The organism is Streptomyces sp. NPDC023573 (assembly GCF_055559735.1).
On record NZ_JBVHKB010000003.1, the window covers coordinates 738,705 to 753,961 of the forward strand.

Below are 15,257 nucleotides of genomic sequence, written 5' to 3' on the forward strand. Positions count from 1 at the left end.
GCTTCCGGCCCTAGAAGAACCCGAGCTTCCTGGGGCTGTAGGAGACCAGGAGGTTCTTCGTCTGCTGATAGTGCTCCAGCATCATCTTGTGGTTCTCCCGGCCGATGCCCGACTGCTTGTATCCGCCGAAGGCGGCGTGCGCCGGGTAGGCGTGGTAGCAGTTCGTCCAGACCCTGCCTGCCTTGATGGCCCGGCCCGCACGGTAGGCGGTGTTCGTGTCGCGGGTCCACACGCCCGCGCCGAGCCCGTACAGCGTGTCGTTCGCCGTCCTGATGCCCTCGTCGAAGTCCGAGAACGACGTCACGGCGACCACCGGGCCGAAGATCTCCTCCTGGAAGATCCGCATACGGTTGTCGCCCTCGAAGATCGTGGGCTGGACGTAGTAGCCGCCCGCCAGCTCGCCCCCGTACTCCACGAGTTGACCGCCCGTCAGGACCTTCGCGCCTTCCTGCTGTCCGATCTCGATGTACGAGAGGATCTTCTTCAGCTGCTCGGTGGAGGCCTGCGCGCCGATCATGGTGTCGGTGTCCAAGGGGTGCCCCGGCACGATCTTCTCGGTACGGGCGATGCCCGCCTCCAGGAACTCGCCGTAGTGTCCGCGCTGGATCAGCGCCCGTGACGGACAGGTGCACACCTCGCCCTGGTTGAGGGCGAACATGGTGAAGCCCTCCAGCGCCTTGTCGCGGAAGTCGTCGTCCAGCGCCCACACGTCGTCGAAGAACAGGTTCGGCGACTTGCCGCCCAGCTCCAGCGTGACCGGCTTGAGGTTCTCCGAGGCGTACTGCATGATCAGGCGCCCCGTAGTCGTCTCCCCGGTGAAGGCGATCTTCGCGACCCGCGGGCTGGAGGCGAGGGGCTTCCCCGCCTCCGCGCCGAAGCCGTTGAGGATGTTGACGACGCCGGGGGGAAGCAGATCCGCGACCAGGCTCATCCACACATGGATCGACGCGGGGGTCTGCTCCGCCGGCTTGAGGACCACCGCGTTCCCGGCTGCCAGCGCGGGGGCGAGCTTCCAGACGGCCATCAGGACGGGGAAGTTCCACGGAATGATCTGAGCCACCACACCGAGCGGCTCGTGGAAGTGGTACGCGACCGTGTCGTCGTCGATCTCGCTGAGTGAGCCCTCCTGCGCGCGCAGCGCACCCGCGAAGTACCGGAAGTGGTCGATGGCCAGCGGAATGTCCGCGGCCAGCGTCTCGCGCACCGGCTTGCCGTTCTCCCAGCTCTCGGCGACCGCCAGCTCCTCCAGATGTTCTTCCATCCGGTCGGCGATCCGGTTCAGGACGACCGCACGGTCACCCGCGGACGTGGCACCCCAGGCGGGGGCCGCCGCATGGGCCGCGTCCAGGGCACGCTCCACGTCCGCCTCGGTGCCACGGGCGATCTCCGTGAAGGGGCGGCCGTTGACGGGGCTCGGGTTCTCGAAGTACTGGCCACGGGCCGGCGGGACATAGGCGCCGCCGATCCAGTGGTCGTAACGGGACTCGTACGAGACGATGGCGCCCTCGGTGCCCGGCGCAGCGTAACGGGTCATCTCTGTGGCCTCCCGGATCCGGTGCCGCCCGCCGTTGGACGGCCCTCGGGTCGTGAGGCTAGGCAGCGCGACGTTGCAACCCCGTTGCACGGCCTGCCCGCCCCGGTGAACCACCCTATGAGCGCTGCTCCGCGTCGATTTCCTGCGCCCTCGCCAGTAGTGCGGCCCGCCGCTCCGGGGGCGCCGCCGCGGCGAGGGCCCGCCAGACAGGGAGGTCCTGCGAGCCCCACGGGCTGTACGCCCAGTCGGCGAGGAGCCCGGGGTCGCCCCGCGCGATCAGCGCGGCCCGCAGCTGCCCGGCGATCCGGCGTCGGAGGCGGACGACAGCCGGTGCCTGCGAACGCGGCAGCAGAGGGCCCGCGTACGCGCCGAGCGCAGCCGCCATCGCCCCGGACTCCAGCCTGCGCGTGACGGTGTCGAAGTCGGTATCCACCGGCACGCCCAGCCGGTACGGACGCGAGTGCAGCAGCTCGGGCCCGAGAAGCCGCCGCAGCCGCGCGAGTTCGGCCCGCAGTGTCACCGGGGGGACGGACTCGTTCTCGTACAGCTCGATCAGCAGGGCGTCACCGCCGAGCCCCTCCGGATGGAGGGCCAGCGTCACCAGGATCTCGCTGTGCCGCCTGCTCAGCCGGATCCGCCGCCCGCCCAGCACCAAAAGAGCCTCGTCGCCGCCGAGCGCGGAGAGCCGCGCCGGTCCGTCGGCGGGCCGCGGGGCGACGAGAGCCAGCTGGGACTCGGCGGCACGCGCCACAGCCTGTACGAACGCCAGGCTGTGAGGATGCGCGAGCCCGTCCCCGCCGGTGATGTCGACGGCACCGAGCACCCGGCCCGTGTGCGGGTCGTGGAGCGGGGCGGCCGCGCAGGTCCACTGCTGGACCGGCCGGAGGAAGTGCTCGGCGGCGAACACCTGGACGGGGCGGTCGATCGCGAGTGCCGTGCCGGGTGCGTTCGTCCCGGCCTCCGACTCGGCCCAGCGGGCGCCTTCCACGAAGTTCATCCGCTCCGCGCGCCGACGCGCCCGCGCATGCCCCTCGACCCAGAGGAGCCTGCCGTGAGCGTCGCAGACCGCGAGCAGATGTTCGCCGTCCATGGCGTAGGCGCCCATGAGTTCACGAATCACGGGCATGACGTGAGCCAGGGGATGTGTGTCCCGGTACGGCCCGAGTTCGTCGGCGCCGAGCTCGACCAGCGCCGCGCCGTCAGGGCTGACCCGCGCCCGGGCGGAGCGACGCCACGACTGGCCGACCACGGAGCGCACCGGCGTCACCAGCCGCCCGTCGGAGGTGAACACCTCGTGCGCGCGACGCAGCTCACCGAGCCGGACGCCGGGGCGCGCGTCCGCGTCGGCGGCCGGAGCCACCCAGGGATCCGTCAACTCACCCCTCCCGTCAGTGTGGCGGCATGCCTTCCCATGGTCGGGGCAACGGTCGCCTGCGACAACCCGCTGGGCTGAGCCACCAGTAGGCCCTTCAGCGCCGATGTCCTCTTGCCCGGCGTGTGATGTCGGCCGGGATTTCTCGTATCGAGTCAGCTTTCCAGTCGGGTTGCCCGAGCTCGCAGCTCTTCCGCGGCTTCGTCCCAGTCGGGACCGAAGGAGAGCAGGTCGGCTGCTGCTTCGCGTAGCAGTTCGGCATCGTCCGGGCGCTGCAAGCAGACGAGCCGGTAAGCGAGATTCCGGGCCCAGACCGGCATCGCCATCCAATCCTCCGCCAGCACCTCACGTAGGGCGGTGAGAATCTCCTCGGGTGCGGCGAAGGTGACGCTTTCGATGAAATATCGCACTGCATCAGGGGTCTTCGAGGTGCTTTCCTCGTGCGTCGATTCGACCAATGTGTGAGTCAATCGAGTCAGGTCGGACATGTGCCTACTTCTTCAGGGGTTGAGCCAGGTCATTCGGCATGCCATTTGTATGGGCGCGAGCAATCCACGGCCGATTGAACTGTTGGCATGGCCGCGGTGTCTAACGCAGGACATGCGCGCTTGGCCAGCGTCTCCGCTCCGGCTCCCGTGAGCGTGACCTTGCCCGAGTGGAACACCATGCCCAGCCGTGCAGTGGTGCCAGGGGAAACGGACGGGGGAGCGGGTGCGGGGCGGAAGGGGAGGGGCAGAGCGGCGGCGACCCGTCCGGGTGCCCCCGCCCTGCCGCCGCTCCCGGTTCTGATTCTCAGCCCTTCAGCTGGGTGAAGCGGAGGTGGTTGCCGAAGGGATCCCGCAGGCCGCAGTCGATGCCGTACGGGCGCTCCGTCGGCTCGTCGGTGAACTCCACGCCCTGGGCCAACAGCGTCTCGTACGTCTTGCGGCAGTCGTCCGTGGTGAGGATGAGCGCACTGCCCAGCGCGCCCTTCGTCAGCAGGTCGCGGATCTGTTCGGCCGTCTCCTCGGACATCGCGGGAGGGCCCGGCTTCTCCAGCAGCACCTGGCGGTCGGGGTGACCGGGGACGCTGACGGTGAGCCAGCGCATGAATCCCATGTCGACGTCGGCGTTGACCTCCATGCCCAGCTTGCCGACGTAGAAGTCGAGGGCCTCGTCCTGGTCGAGGACGTAGATCTGTGAGTGTGTGATCGCGTTGAACATGTGCATCACGCTAGTCAGGGGGACCGGCGAAAACTTATCCAAAGCTGCTCAGCTGTGGGAGGGGCGGCCCGGGAGGCGGTTCAGGCGCTCGGCCTCGTCCACGCCTTCGTGAAGCACGTCGGCACGTCCACGGCCGCAGCCTCCTTGCGGTACGTCCTGGGCGAGCGGCCGACGATGTCGCGGAACGTGCGGCTGAACGTGCCGGTGCTGCCGAAGCCGACCTCGTAACAGATGTCCGTGACACTGCGGTCGCTCTCCCGCAGCAGGAACATCGCACGCTCGACACGGCGCCGCTGCAGATAGCGGTGCGGCGTCTCACCGAAGGTGGCGCGGAACGTACGGGCGAAGTGGGCAGGGGAGACGTGCGCGATCCGCGCCAGTGCCGGCACGTCCAGCGGCTGGGCGTACGCACGGTCCATCGCGTCCCGCGCCCGGAGCATACGGCGGTTGGTCTCTTCCACGGTGCGGCTCACGGCACCATCCCACCACAGGCACCACGGGGCGGTCCGTGCCGGACGGCGCTGTCACACCCCGTCGGTACGCTCGGGCCATGAGCGTCTCCCTCTACTACCGCGCGAGCCGGGCCACGCCGCTGACGGATGCCGAAACGGTGGCTGTCGAGCGCGTCGTCGCCGCCCACATGGCGTCCTTCCCGTACGAGGACCAGGAAAGCCTGTACCTCTACGACCGCGACGACAGCCGGCCCGACGAGGTGGTCGCCGGGTCCACCAAGATGCCGTCGGATCCCGGCAAGCTGCTGCCCGTGCTCGACCACGTGCTGGGCTCGGTCACCGAGTTGCGCCGTGCGCTGTCCGGATCGGAGTGGCGCGTGCACATGGATGACCTCGACGTCCCGTGGGACGAGGCCGAGGGATACGCCTTCCCCGGCATGCGCGATCCGGACCTCGCGGCCGAGCTGGACGGCCACCGAGGCTGATGTGGTGGTCCGCCTGAGCGATGCCTCAGACCGCGACGGAGAGCAGGTCCACCACGAAGACGAGTGTCGAGCCCGCCGGGATCAACGGCGAGGGCGACTGGTTCCCGTAACCGAGGCGCGGGGGAACGATGATCTCGCGTCGGCCGCCGACCTTCATCCCCCTGACCCCCCGGTCCCAGCCCTTGATGACCTTGCCCCCGCCCACGGCGAACTTGAACGTCCGGTCCCGGTCCCAGGAGGCATCGAATTCCTTCCCGGACGCGAAGGTGACCCCGACGTAATGAACCTGGACGACCCTGCCCGGCTTCGCCTCGGGCCCGTCACCGACGACGAGGTCGCGGATGGTCAGCTCGGTGGGGGCGTCACCCTCCGGAAGGTCGATCTCCGGCTTCGTCGGTTCACTCATCGCGGCCTCACTCGCTCGGCGCCGGGAGCCCTCGGACGGACCTGCCGGGCGCATGGTCACTCCATGCAGTAGATCATCCGCCGTGGGCGCATCGGAGCCACCGTGGCCGGCCTCAGGCCGGCTTGCGCCACACGGAGATGTGCTGCGCGGAATTTTCGGTGAACGGCGTCCCGCCCCAGTCCGCGACACGGCGTTCCCTCTCGAGCCCGGCGATCCGTGCCATCAGGTCGAGCTCTGCCGGCCAGGCGTAGCGCTGCCGGGAGGCGCCTCGGCGGTAGCGGCCGTCGTCGCCGTCGCGGGTGAAGTGATGAGACACGAGGATCTGCTCGACGAGGTCGAAGGTGTCGAAGCCGAGGTGCTGCTCGGAGACGTCGAACGGCACCGCGACCTGGCCGGGCGGCAGGAACCGCAGCGGCGGCACGACGAGTTCGATGACGAATCGGCCGCCGGGCTCCAGATGACGTGCGGCGTTGCGGAAGCACTCGACCTGCTCGTCCTGCGTGAGCAGGTTCGAGATGGTGTTGTAGACGAGATAGACCAGGGCGAACCCGCCGGGAACGACGGTGGTGGCCATGTCCCCGATGACCACCGGGAGCGTGTCCTCGTCGACTTTGCGTCGCAACACCGCTGCCATGTGCTCGGACAGCTCGATGCCCACGACCGGCACGCCGCGCTCTCGCAGCGGGACGCCCACCCGGCCGGTCCCGATGGCGAACTCCAGCGCCCGTCCGTCGCCGGCGAGGTCGGCGAGGAAGTCGAGAGCGGGTCCGAGGAAGGCGGCCGAGGACCTCTCGGCCTCCTCGGCGTCGTAGCGGTCGGCGGTCGCACGGGTCCACAGCTCACTGCTCGTCACGGACGGCCACTCTGCCGGGTCCCGGGGGTGCTGTCGACGCGTTTACGGCGCAGCGTGCGCCGCCGACAGCTCGGCATCGACCACCGCCCGGGTGTACGGCCCCGTTATCGGCCGGGCCCCCGGTCGCCGGGAGGTGGGCGACAGGCATCACGCCCCTTTCCGGCGCGGATTCGTCCGCAACCTCGCAACGGCCCTAGCGCCGGTCCGTCGCTGCCCCGGTGTGCTCCAGGATCGCGGTGGCGAGCGGGCCGAGGACCTGCTGGGGCAGAGCGTGGCCCATGCCCGGGATCTCGACCGTGCGCGCCCCCCGGATCACCTGGGCGAGATGCTGCGGGTGCGGGGGAGGGAAGACCGGTTCCGCCGGCGCCGAGATCACGAGCGTAGGAACGTCGGTCTTCGCCAGTGCCTCGGTGCGCAGCATGCCGGAGGTGTCCGCACGGCCGTGCGCGGTGCCGGCGGCGTGGTGGCCCGTGTGCTCGATGATTCTGCGCTCCAGCTCGCGGGCGCTGTCCGCGTCGAACGGGAGCTGGTCGCCCGCCAGGGCCCGCCAGTGCGCGACGCGGGCGTCGAGCTCGCCCTCCGGGCCGCGTTCCTCGGCCGGCCGGGACCAGATCTCCAGGACGTGGGGTGCGATGCCTGGGAGCTCCTCCGGCGGGACGTGCGTTCCGTCCGGCCGCACGTACGGGCTGGTGCTGAGCGCGGACGTTCCGATCAGGGTCGCGCTGAGCAGGCGGTCCGGGTGGTCGGCGACGAGCAGCTGCGTGAGCATCCCGCCGAGGGACATGCCCACGACGTGGGCCCGGTCGACGCCCAGGCCGTCCAGCACCGTGACCGCGTCTTCGGCGAGGTCGGTGACGGCGTACGGCTGCTGGTCGAAGGCCCAGGTGGACCGGCCTGTGTCCCGGTGGTCGTAGCGGATCACCCGGTGGTGCGCGGCGAGTGCCTCCACCAGGTCCTCCGGCCAGCCGAGGCCGGACGTCTGCGCACCCATGACCAACAGGAGCGGAGGGGCGTCGGCGGGGCCTCGCTCCTCCGCCCAGAGACGCACACCGGGGGCCGCGTCGATGAAGTGGTGGTGGTTCATGGTGCTCCTCCTGCCATGGACGGCGTTCAGGTAAGCCGAGACGTATCGTCTCGTTTTCACTGTAGCGCAGCCGCGGCCTTGCCGGGGGGCTGTTCAGGGCGTGGGTTCTCCCGCGTCCGGGCCTGTGCCGACGGGCCGACGCGAGCACGAGCTCCACCGCCGGCCGGCGCGCAGCCATCTGCGCTCCTCCTGGCCGCCGCCGAGCCCCCCGTGCTCCCGCGCCCTGGCTGAACGGCAAGTGCGTCTGACGCGCACTCCGCCTGCGCGGGGGTGGGCAGCGCCGCACACCCCCACCTTCGCTGGACCGGCGTGTGCCCGCCACTACTGCGCGGCGGTCATCCACAGTTCGACGTCCGAGACGATCAGACGCCCCGGCCGCTGGGTGGCGCTGTCGGGGACGACGGCTCGCACCAGCGGCCGGGCGCCCTTCTCCACGGTCACCTTCGTGCCGTCGAACTTCGGCGACTCGGCGCTGACTACCGCCCGCAGCTCGGACTCCAGCCTGTCGGCCGCCGCGTCGTCCTTGACGACGAAGCACAGGACCTCGGTGTTCTCGGCCGCGGAGGTCGCCTGCTGGCCCAGAGCGGCCAGGCGCACCGGGTTGGAGGAGCTGAGCGGGTTGAAGTCCGCGCGGTAGACATCGCCCAGGCACTCGGCGGCCCGGCGGAACTCCTTGTCGTCCGCCAGGGAGGACCCCTCCTCGGGGTCGACCGCGGCCATGGGGTCGGAGTCCCGGGTCGAGTAGGAGATCTCGTCCTCCGAGACATCGAGTGCCGCTCCCGTGTCGCCGGGGTGTGCCCAGACCTCACGGCCGTCCTTCTCGCTCCGCGTATAGCCGTTGGACTTCAGCGACTCGGTGATCGCCGACGCGTCGAACGACCCCGACCAGTGCCCGGCCTCGCTGGTGTCTATCGCGGTGTCGATCCGGCTGACCTCGAACTGCTGCCCCAGAAGGCCGGGCTGGTACGGATTGAGCAGGGGGCCGGCCGGCTGCGAGACGTGGGTGAACCGCTTGGCGTCGTCCTTGCTCAACTCCCTCACGCGGGAGGTGTCGAGGAAGGTCACCTCCTTCGTGCCGATGTCGCCGGCGAGGCTTCCGAGTGCTGTGAGCAGCTCGGAGCCGTCGTCGTCGGAGGGGCCGGAGGAGGAGCAGCCAGTGATCGCTGCGAGAAGGACGGTGACGAGAGCGGTGGCGCCGGCGGCCGGTCCGCGTGCTGGTATACGCATGATCAGGCAGCGTACCGATGCCCGGCGGGGGCACACGTGCGACGAGACGGGCCTGCGGCCAGCGGTCCGGCGGGACGGGAGCCGTCCCCGCCGGTACGGAATCCCGCAGGAGGCACGGTGACCGACCGGGCCGCGACTACGCGCGAAGGAGTCCGATCATGGCCCTGGTGCAGCTCGACCTTCCCGAGCCGATGGCGTTGCGGGGGCGCTGGGCGGCTCTCGCCGCCGTACAGGCCGCCTCGGGACACGGCGAGCGGTGCAGGGCGCTCTGGCCGCTGTGGCACTATGACGACGGGCACGGCAGCTGGGCCGACCTGCACCACCTCGACGAGGGCCGTGCGGTGTTGCTCGGCCAGGACCGGAACGACTCCCAGACCTTCTACGCCGAGGCGTCCGACTTCTTCGAGGAGAAGGAGACCGATCTGCTGGCCGGTGCGCCCGAGTGGTGGGAGCCGCCCGTCCGCCGGGCCCGGGACGCGGAGCTCTTCCTCGGCTTCGTGTACGGATACGACGGCAGCGCCTGGTACCGCGCCCCGTACGAACTCGACGACGGGTTCAGGAGCGTGGGGCTGCCCGTGCTGGCCGCAGCCCTGACCCGGGGGAAGATCGTCGCCACCGGCCGGCGCATGCCTGACGCCGAAGAGGGCCGGCCGCCGTACGAGGCGATCGACGCGCTGATCGCCGCCGACGGGGAGGTCGACGCCGGCCTGGTGGCCGCTGTGGTCCCGTCCACGGACCAGGACGCCGAGGCCGGGGCGGCGGCGGCGCGGGCGTTCCTCGCGGTCTGACCGGCCGGGCGCGCCTGCCGGCGTACGCGTGATGCCACGGCCGGCCCTGTGGCCTCCTGCGAGAGGGGCGCAAGACGCTCCGCCGGCAGCGGGTGGTCAGCAGTGGTCCTCGTCGACGGTGATGCGTAGAGCCACCTCGACGCTCGCCAGGACGGAGTCCGGCTCGTGGGGCGACACGCTCAGGCAGTAGACCGTGCCGACGTCCTCGACGGTGACCTCGAACCGGTCGACCTCAGCGGGCGCGTCCCGGTCGTAGCGGTCGTACGCCGGCGAGACGCTCACTCCTCCGTAGGAGGGGCCCTCGCCGCTTTCCCGGACCGCGTCCCGGATCAGCTCCTTGTAGCCGCCCTGCCACGAACCGACCGTCTGCTCCCTGCCCTCCAGGGTCCGGACGGCGGAGTGCACGGCGTCCTGAAGCTCGCCCTCGCTCCACGTACCGCTGTCGTGAAGGGTGTACGCCATCCCGCCGGCGAACAGCAGCGAGCCGAGGATGAGGGCGAGACCGACCGGACCGGCCGGGTTGTACACGTACCGGGTCGTCCCCCACTCCGAGCGTATGAGGGCGGGCTCGTCATCGCTGTCTCTGCTCACGGAACGAGCCTATTCGTTCGCGGAGCGGGCGTGCCCGTGAGCCGGACCGGCAGCGGGCCCCGCGATCGCTCCCCAAAGCTTCACCCAACCTCCTTATAGTGGTGCCGCGTTGATCGTATGGCCGCAACGCGCGAAGCCGTCTCCCAGGAGTCCGTACGATGACGACCCCCTCCTTATCCGCCGCGTCCGCTCCCGGCTGCCCCGCCCGCCCCGCCGACGCCCCCGTGCCGCTCAGCGGGCCCGAGTTCCACACCGAGCCGCAGGCCCTGTACCGGACCATGCGCCACTCCTACGGGCCCGTCGTGCCGGTCGAGCTCCCCGGCGGGTTTCCGGCCTGGCTCGTCGTCGGATACCGCGAGCTCCACCAGGTCACCAGCGACGGGGAACTCTTCCCGAGGGACGTCGGGCTGTGGAACCAGTGGGAGCACATACCCGAGGACTGGCCCCTGCTCCCGATGGTCGGACGACCCATGCCCTCCATCTACTTCACCGCGGGCGCCGAGCACCGGCGCCACTCCGAGATGGTCGTTCCCGCGCTGGAGGCCGCGGACCCGTTCGAGATCAGGGGCCACTGCGAGCAGTTGGCCGACCGCCTCGTCGACGGCATCAGCGCCCGCGGCACCGCCGACCTCGTCGCCGACTTCGCCGAGCCGCTCCCGGTTCTCGTCCTCGCCCGCCTCGTCGGCTTCCCCGACGACGAGGGGACGGACATCGCCCGGGTCCTGAAGGACCTCGCCGACGGAGGACCCGGAGCCCAGGAGGCGTACGGCCGCTTCGGAGAGCACATGCGGCGGCTGGTGGAGGCCAAGCGGGCCCTGCCCGGCGACGACATCACCTCGCGGATGCTCGCCGACCCGGCGCCCTTCACGGACGAGGAGTACGCCCTCGACCTGATGGCCGTCACCGCAGCCGGGCACCTCACCACCGCCGACTGGATCAGCAACTCCCTGAGGCTGATGCTCACCGAGGACCAGTTCGCCGAGTCCCTCGCCGGCGGACGGCGCAGTGTCGCGGACGCGATGAACGAAGTCCTCTGGGAGGAGAGCCCGACCCAGATCCTCGCCGGCCGCTGGGCCGCACGCGACACCCGGCTCGGCGGCCGGTCCATCCGGGCCGGGGACTTGCTCCTGCTCGGCCTGGGGGCGGCCAACACCGACCCGCTGATACGCCAGGAGGCGTTCTCCCGGGGCGCGGGGCACCACGCGGCCAACGGGGCGCACCTGGCGTTCAGCCACGGGGAGTACCGCTGCCCCTTTCCGGCGCAGGAGATCGCGGAGACCATCGCCCGTACCGCGATCGAGGTCCTCCTCGACCGGCTGCCCGACCTCGAACTCGCCGTGCCCGCCCGGGAGCTCGTCAGGCGGCCGTCCGCCTTCCTGCGGGGCATGAACGCGCTGCCCGTCCGGTTCGCTCCCGTACACACGACAGGAGACCCGCTGTGAACTGCCCGCACGCGACCGTGGTGATCGACCCCATGGTCCAGGACCTCGACGGTGAGACGGAGACGCTGCGGGCTTCCGCCCCGCTCGCGCGCATCGAGCTCCTCGGCGTCCCCGCATGGACCGTCACCCGGCACGCCGAAGCGCGCCAACTCCTCGTCGACAACCGCCTGGTGAAGGACCTGGACGCCTGGCGGCTCTGGCGGAGCGGGGAGGTGACGCATGCCTGGCCGCTGATCGGCATGATCGACGCCGGACGTTCCATGTTCACCGTGGACGGTGCGGCGCACCGCCGGCTGCGGACGAAGACCTCCCAGGCACTCACCCCGCGCCGGCTGGAGGCGATCCGCCCCGCCATCGAGAAGTTCACCGAGGAGCTGCTGGACGCGCTCGCCGCGCAGGGCGAGGACGGGGTCGTCGACCTCAAGGCCGTGTACGCCCAGCCGCTCCCGATGAAGGTCGTCGGTCTGCTGATGGGGGTCGACGAGGCGCTGCACCCCATGCTGACCCGGCAGTACAAGGCCTTCTTCTCGATGCTCACCCCGCAGGAGGACCGACTGGCGCTGATCGCCGAGCTCGATGTCTTCTACGCCGAACTGGTGCGGCAGAAGAGCGCCCACCCCACGGACGACCTCACGAGCGCGCTGATCCTCGCCGACGAGGGCGGGGAGCCGCTCACCGAGGAGGAGGTCGTCGGCAACCTCAAGGCGATGGTGGCCGCCGGGCACGAGACCACGATCGGGCTCATCCTCAACGCCGTACGCGCGCTGCTCGCCCACCCGGACCAGCTCCGCAAGGTGCTGGACGGGGAGATCCCGTGGGACACGGTCGTCGAGGAGACCCTGCGCTGGGACACGCCCACCACCCACCTGCTGATGCGGTTCGCCACCGAGGACATCCGGGTCGGCGACCAGGTGATAGCCGAGGGAGAGGGCGTGGTGATCTCCTACCGGGCCATCGGCCGGGACGTCGCCCACCACGGCGCCGACGCCGACGCCTTCGACATCACCCGGCCGACGCCGATCCGGCACATGACCTTCGGCCACGGGCCCCACATCTGCCCCGGTGCCGCGCTGTCCCGGGTCGAGGCCGGCATCGCGCTGCCCGCGCTGTTCGGGCGGTTCCCGGAGCTGAAGCTCGCGATCGCCGACGACGAGATCCGCAAGCTGCCCGTCATGACGCAGAACGACATGGAGGCCTTTCCCGTCCTGCTCCACGGCTGACGGCTCACGGCCGGCGGGGGAGAGCCCCGGGCCGGACACCCGCCCGTCCGGGTGTGTGTCCGGCCGTGTGACTCCCGCGGCGTACAGCCGTTCGGTGAACCGGACGCCGTCCGGTTCACCGAAGAAAGGGGGCGAGGCGCGGCAACCGATGCGGTGCGGGCGGCGACTGCGGGATGCACACCCACCACGACCCCCGAAGGAGTCTCCCCGTGAGCCGCACTCTGACGAGAAGCCTCGCAGTGCTCCCAGCCGCGCTCCTGCTCGCCCTCGTGCCGGGCAGCGCCTCCGCCTATCCCGACCCGGGCGCCGTCAACGGTGACATCGTCGTCCACGACCCCAGCATGATCCGCAGCTCGTCCGGCCAGTACCTGCTCTACTCGACCGGTGAGGGCCTCCAGCTCCGCACCTCGACCGACCGCACCGCCTTCGGCCGCTCCGGGAACGCCTTCACCACCAAGCCGGGCTGGTGGAAGAACTACTCCTCGGCATCCGACCCCTGGGCCCCGGACATCTCGTACCAGGGCGGCAAGTACCTGATGTACTACGCCGTCTCGTCCTTCGGCTCCAACACCTCCGCCATCGGACTCGCCGCCTCCACCACCGGCCAGGCCGGCAGCTGGAGCGACTACGGGATCGTCTACACCTCGAACTCGTCGAGCGACTACAACGCCATCGACCCCAACCTCTTCGTCGACGACGACGGCAGGTGGTGGCTGTCCTTCGGCTCCTGGTGGACCGGGATCAAGATGATCCGGATCGACCCGTCGACGGGCAAGCAGTACGCCGGGGACACCGCCCGCCGGTCGCTCGCCTCCCGGCCCACCGGCACCAAGGCCGTCGAGGCGCCCACCGTCGTCAAGCGCAACGGCTACTACTACCTCTTCGCCTCGTACGACACCTGCTGCGCAGGCACCAGCTCCACGTACAAGATCAAGGTGGGCCGGGCCACCAGCGTGACCGGCCCGTACAAGGACAAGAACGGCGTCAGCATGCTCAGCAACGGCGGCACTCCCGTCATGGAGTCGCACGGGCGCCACATCGGCCCCGGCGGTCAGTCGGTCATGGCGGACTCCGACGGTGACCTGCTCGTCTACCACTACTACGACGGCCAGGACAACGGCACGCCGAAGCTCGGCGTCAACCTTCTGAACTGGAGCAGCGGGTGGCCCGTCGCCTACTGACCCCGGCAGCCGGCCGACGACGCACCGCCCACCGCCTCGGCGAGCGGCGACCGGTTGCGGCTCACCGACTCCCAGGCCGCGGAGCCGGAGACCGCCGACTGACCGGCAGGCTGGACACCTCCGGCGTACTGAGCCACGGTGGGGCGGCGAACCGCTGCCGCCCACGCGGTCGAAGCGCTTCGACTCCTACTCTGGACAGTCCCTGTGAGCGAGTCTAGGCTCCACGGTGTCTGTGCATGTCAGAGTGTGAAGGGGAGCACAGTGCGGCGCTGTCGAAGCGCTTCACCCGCTCTCCCCTCCGGTCGCCGTCTGTAGGGGAGAAGCCGAATGGTCACGCTTGCCGAGGTCGCCCAGCACGCCGGAGTCTCCGCGAGCACGGTGAGCTACGTCCTCAGCGGCAAGCGCTCGATCTCGGCCTCCACCCGGGAACGGGTGGAACAGAGTATCCAGCAGCTGGGGTACCACCCCAACGCGGGTGCGCGCGCCCTCGCCAGCAGCAGGTCCAACATCGTCGCGCTGATGGTGCCCCTGCGTACGGACATGTATGTGCCGGTGATGATGGAGATCGCCATCGCCGTCGCCACCAGCGCCCGTACGCACGGTTACGACGTCCTCCTGCTCACCGGGGAGGAGGGCCCGGCGGCCGTCCGGCGGATCGCGGGCAGTTCGCTGGCCGACGCGATGATCCTGATGGACGTCGAACTGCACGACGAACGGCTGCCGCTGCTCCGTGACTCGGGCCGGACCGCCGTCCTCATCGGCCTGCCCGCGGACACCTCCGGGCTGACCTGTGTGGACCTCGACTTCGAGGCCACCGGGGCGCTCTGCGTGGACCACCTCGCCGGCCTCGGCCACCGCGAGGTGGCGGTGATCGGCGAAGCGGCCGCCGTCTACGAGCGGCACACCGGTTTCGCCGAACGCACCGTGGACGGCATACGGGCCAAGGCGCAGGAGACCGGGATGCGGATCCTGCACCGCCCCTGCGAGGGCGGTTACGCCGCGATGGCCGGCACCCTGGGCCGGATCTTCGACGAGCGGCCGGGGACGACCGGCTTCATCGTCCAGAACGAGGCCGCGGTCGAGCCGCTGCTCAACCTGCTCCAGCAGCAGGGGCGGGCCGTGCCGGAAGACGTGTCCGTCGTGGCGATCTGCCCGGAACAGGTCGCCACGCAGGCGTCGGTGCGACTCACGTCCGTGGCCATCCCGGCCCAGGAGATGGGACGCCGGGCGGTGGAACAGGTGGTCGCGAAGCTCGCGGGCCGGGGTACGGACGAAGTGGAGCTTCTGGAGCCGGTTCTGACGGTGCGCGCGAGCTCGGGGCCCGCGCCGGTGTGACCGGCACGCCACCGCTCTCACTCGTCCGGGTGACGTGTCGTCACGCGTTCCGCGGTGGCTCGGCCCGGTTCCGCGGGCATGTGT

Annotated in this window: 16 protein-coding genes; 6 read left to right on the forward strand and 10 right to left on the reverse strand. The window is 70.6% G+C overall.

Annotated elements, in window-relative coordinates; all coding sequences use genetic code 11:
* Positions 1-10: 10 nt before the first annotated feature.
* The 5 genes from exaC to ACZ32T_RS13685 form a co-directional block, all read right to left on the reverse strand.
* The gene (gene exaC / locus ACZ32T_RS13665) at positions 11-1,534 is read right to left on the reverse strand and encodes an acetaldehyde dehydrogenase ExaC (RefSeq protein ID WP_467366918.1); all 1,524 of its coding nucleotides are present in this window, start codon (positions 1,532-1,534) and stop codon (positions 11-13) included.
* A 115-nt stretch (positions 1,535-1,649) separates the two neighbouring features.
* Positions 1,650-2,909 carry a GAF domain-containing protein gene (locus ACZ32T_RS13670; RefSeq protein WP_467366920.1) on the reverse strand — a complete coding sequence of 420 codons (1,260 nt, stop codon included), beginning with the start codon at positions 2,907-2,909 and terminating at the stop codon, positions 1,650-1,652.
* A gap of 152 nt (positions 2,910-3,061) precedes the next feature.
* A complete protein-coding gene (locus ACZ32T_RS13675; RefSeq protein WP_467366922.1) occupies positions 3,062-3,394 on the reverse strand; it encodes a hypothetical protein in 333 nt (110 codons plus the stop codon).
* 304 nt (positions 3,395-3,698) lie between these two features.
* Entirely contained in the window at positions 3,699-4,109 is a 411-nt protein-coding gene (locus ACZ32T_RS13680; protein WP_467270014.1) for a VOC family protein, read from the reverse strand.
* A gap of 80 nt (positions 4,110-4,189) precedes the next feature.
* Entirely contained in the window at positions 4,190-4,549 is a 360-nt protein-coding gene (locus tag ACZ32T_RS13685; protein WP_467270097.1) for a helix-turn-helix domain-containing protein, read from the reverse strand.
* Positions 4,550-4,659: 110 nt separating this feature from the next.
* On the opposite strand from ACZ32T_RS13685, the gene ACZ32T_RS13690 reads away from it, so the two are divergent.
* Positions 4,660-5,046 (forward strand): hypothetical protein, encoded by a 387-nt coding sequence (locus tag ACZ32T_RS13690; protein ID WP_467270015.1) that lies wholly within the window; start codon positions 4,660-4,662, stop codon positions 5,044-5,046.
* A 25-nt stretch (positions 5,047-5,071) separates the two neighbouring features.
* Here ACZ32T_RS13690 and ACZ32T_RS13695 read toward each other — a convergent pair whose 3' ends face one another.
* The 4 genes from ACZ32T_RS13695 to ACZ32T_RS13710 form a co-directional block, all read right to left on the reverse strand.
* Positions 5,072-5,452 (reverse strand): FKBP-type peptidyl-prolyl cis-trans isomerase, encoded by a 381-nt coding sequence (locus ACZ32T_RS13695; RefSeq protein WP_467270017.1) that lies wholly within the window; start codon positions 5,450-5,452, stop codon positions 5,072-5,074.
* Between the two features lie 112 nt (positions 5,453-5,564).
* Positions 5,565-6,305, reverse strand: a complete 741-nt coding sequence (locus tag ACZ32T_RS13700; protein WP_467270019.1) for a class I SAM-dependent DNA methyltransferase — start codon at positions 6,303-6,305, stop codon at positions 5,565-5,567.
* Positions 6,306-6,498: 193 nt separating this feature from the next.
* The gene (locus tag ACZ32T_RS13705) at positions 6,499-7,389 is read right to left on the reverse strand and encodes an alpha/beta fold hydrolase (RefSeq protein WP_467270021.1); all 891 of its coding nucleotides are present in this window, start codon (positions 7,387-7,389) and stop codon (positions 6,499-6,501) included.
* 321 nt (positions 7,390-7,710) lie between these two features.
* Positions 7,711-8,616: a hypothetical protein gene (locus ACZ32T_RS13710; protein WP_467366924.1), complete on the reverse strand. Its 906-nt coding sequence runs from the start codon at positions 8,614-8,616 to the stop codon at positions 7,711-7,713.
* 158 nt (positions 8,617-8,774) lie between these two features.
* On the opposite strand from ACZ32T_RS13710, the gene ACZ32T_RS13715 reads away from it, so the two are divergent.
* Positions 8,775-9,404: a proteophosphoglycan 5 gene (locus tag ACZ32T_RS13715; RefSeq protein ID WP_467270025.1), complete on the forward strand. Its 630-nt coding sequence runs from the start codon at positions 8,775-8,777 to the stop codon at positions 9,402-9,404.
* A gap of 96 nt (positions 9,405-9,500) precedes the next feature.
* Here ACZ32T_RS13715 and ACZ32T_RS13720 read toward each other — a convergent pair whose 3' ends face one another.
* Complete coding sequence (locus tag ACZ32T_RS13720) at positions 9,501-9,995, reverse strand: hypothetical protein (RefSeq protein WP_467366926.1); 495 nt, start codon at positions 9,993-9,995, stop codon at positions 9,501-9,503.
* 158 nt (positions 9,996-10,153) lie between these two features.
* Between ACZ32T_RS13720 and ACZ32T_RS13725 the strand changes: the two genes are divergently transcribed.
* The 4 genes from ACZ32T_RS13725 to ACZ32T_RS13740 all read left to right on the forward strand — a co-directional run bounded on the left by ACZ32T_RS13725 (position 10,154) and on the right by ACZ32T_RS13740 (position 15,173).
* On the forward strand, positions 10,154-11,437 hold the full coding sequence (locus ACZ32T_RS13725; protein ID WP_467366928.1) for a cytochrome P450: 1,284 nt from the start codon (positions 10,154-10,156) through the stop codon (positions 11,435-11,437).
* Entirely contained in the window at positions 11,434-12,657 is a 1,224-nt protein-coding gene (locus ACZ32T_RS13730) for a cytochrome P450 family protein (RefSeq protein WP_467270031.1), read from the forward strand. Before ACZ32T_RS13725 ends, ACZ32T_RS13730 begins: the two co-directional genes overlap by 4 nt.
* 173 nt (positions 12,658-12,830) lie before the next feature.
* Positions 12,831-13,838, forward strand: coding sequence for an arabinan endo-1,5-alpha-L-arabinosidase (locus ACZ32T_RS13735; RefSeq protein WP_467366930.1), 1,008 nt, complete (start codon positions 12,831-12,833; stop codon positions 13,836-13,838).
* Positions 13,839-14,165: 327 nt separating this feature from the next.
* Positions 14,166-15,173, forward strand: a complete 1,008-nt coding sequence (locus tag ACZ32T_RS13740; protein ID WP_467270035.1) for a LacI family DNA-binding transcriptional regulator — start codon at positions 14,166-14,168, stop codon at positions 15,171-15,173.
* Positions 15,174-15,257 lie beyond the last annotated feature (84 nt).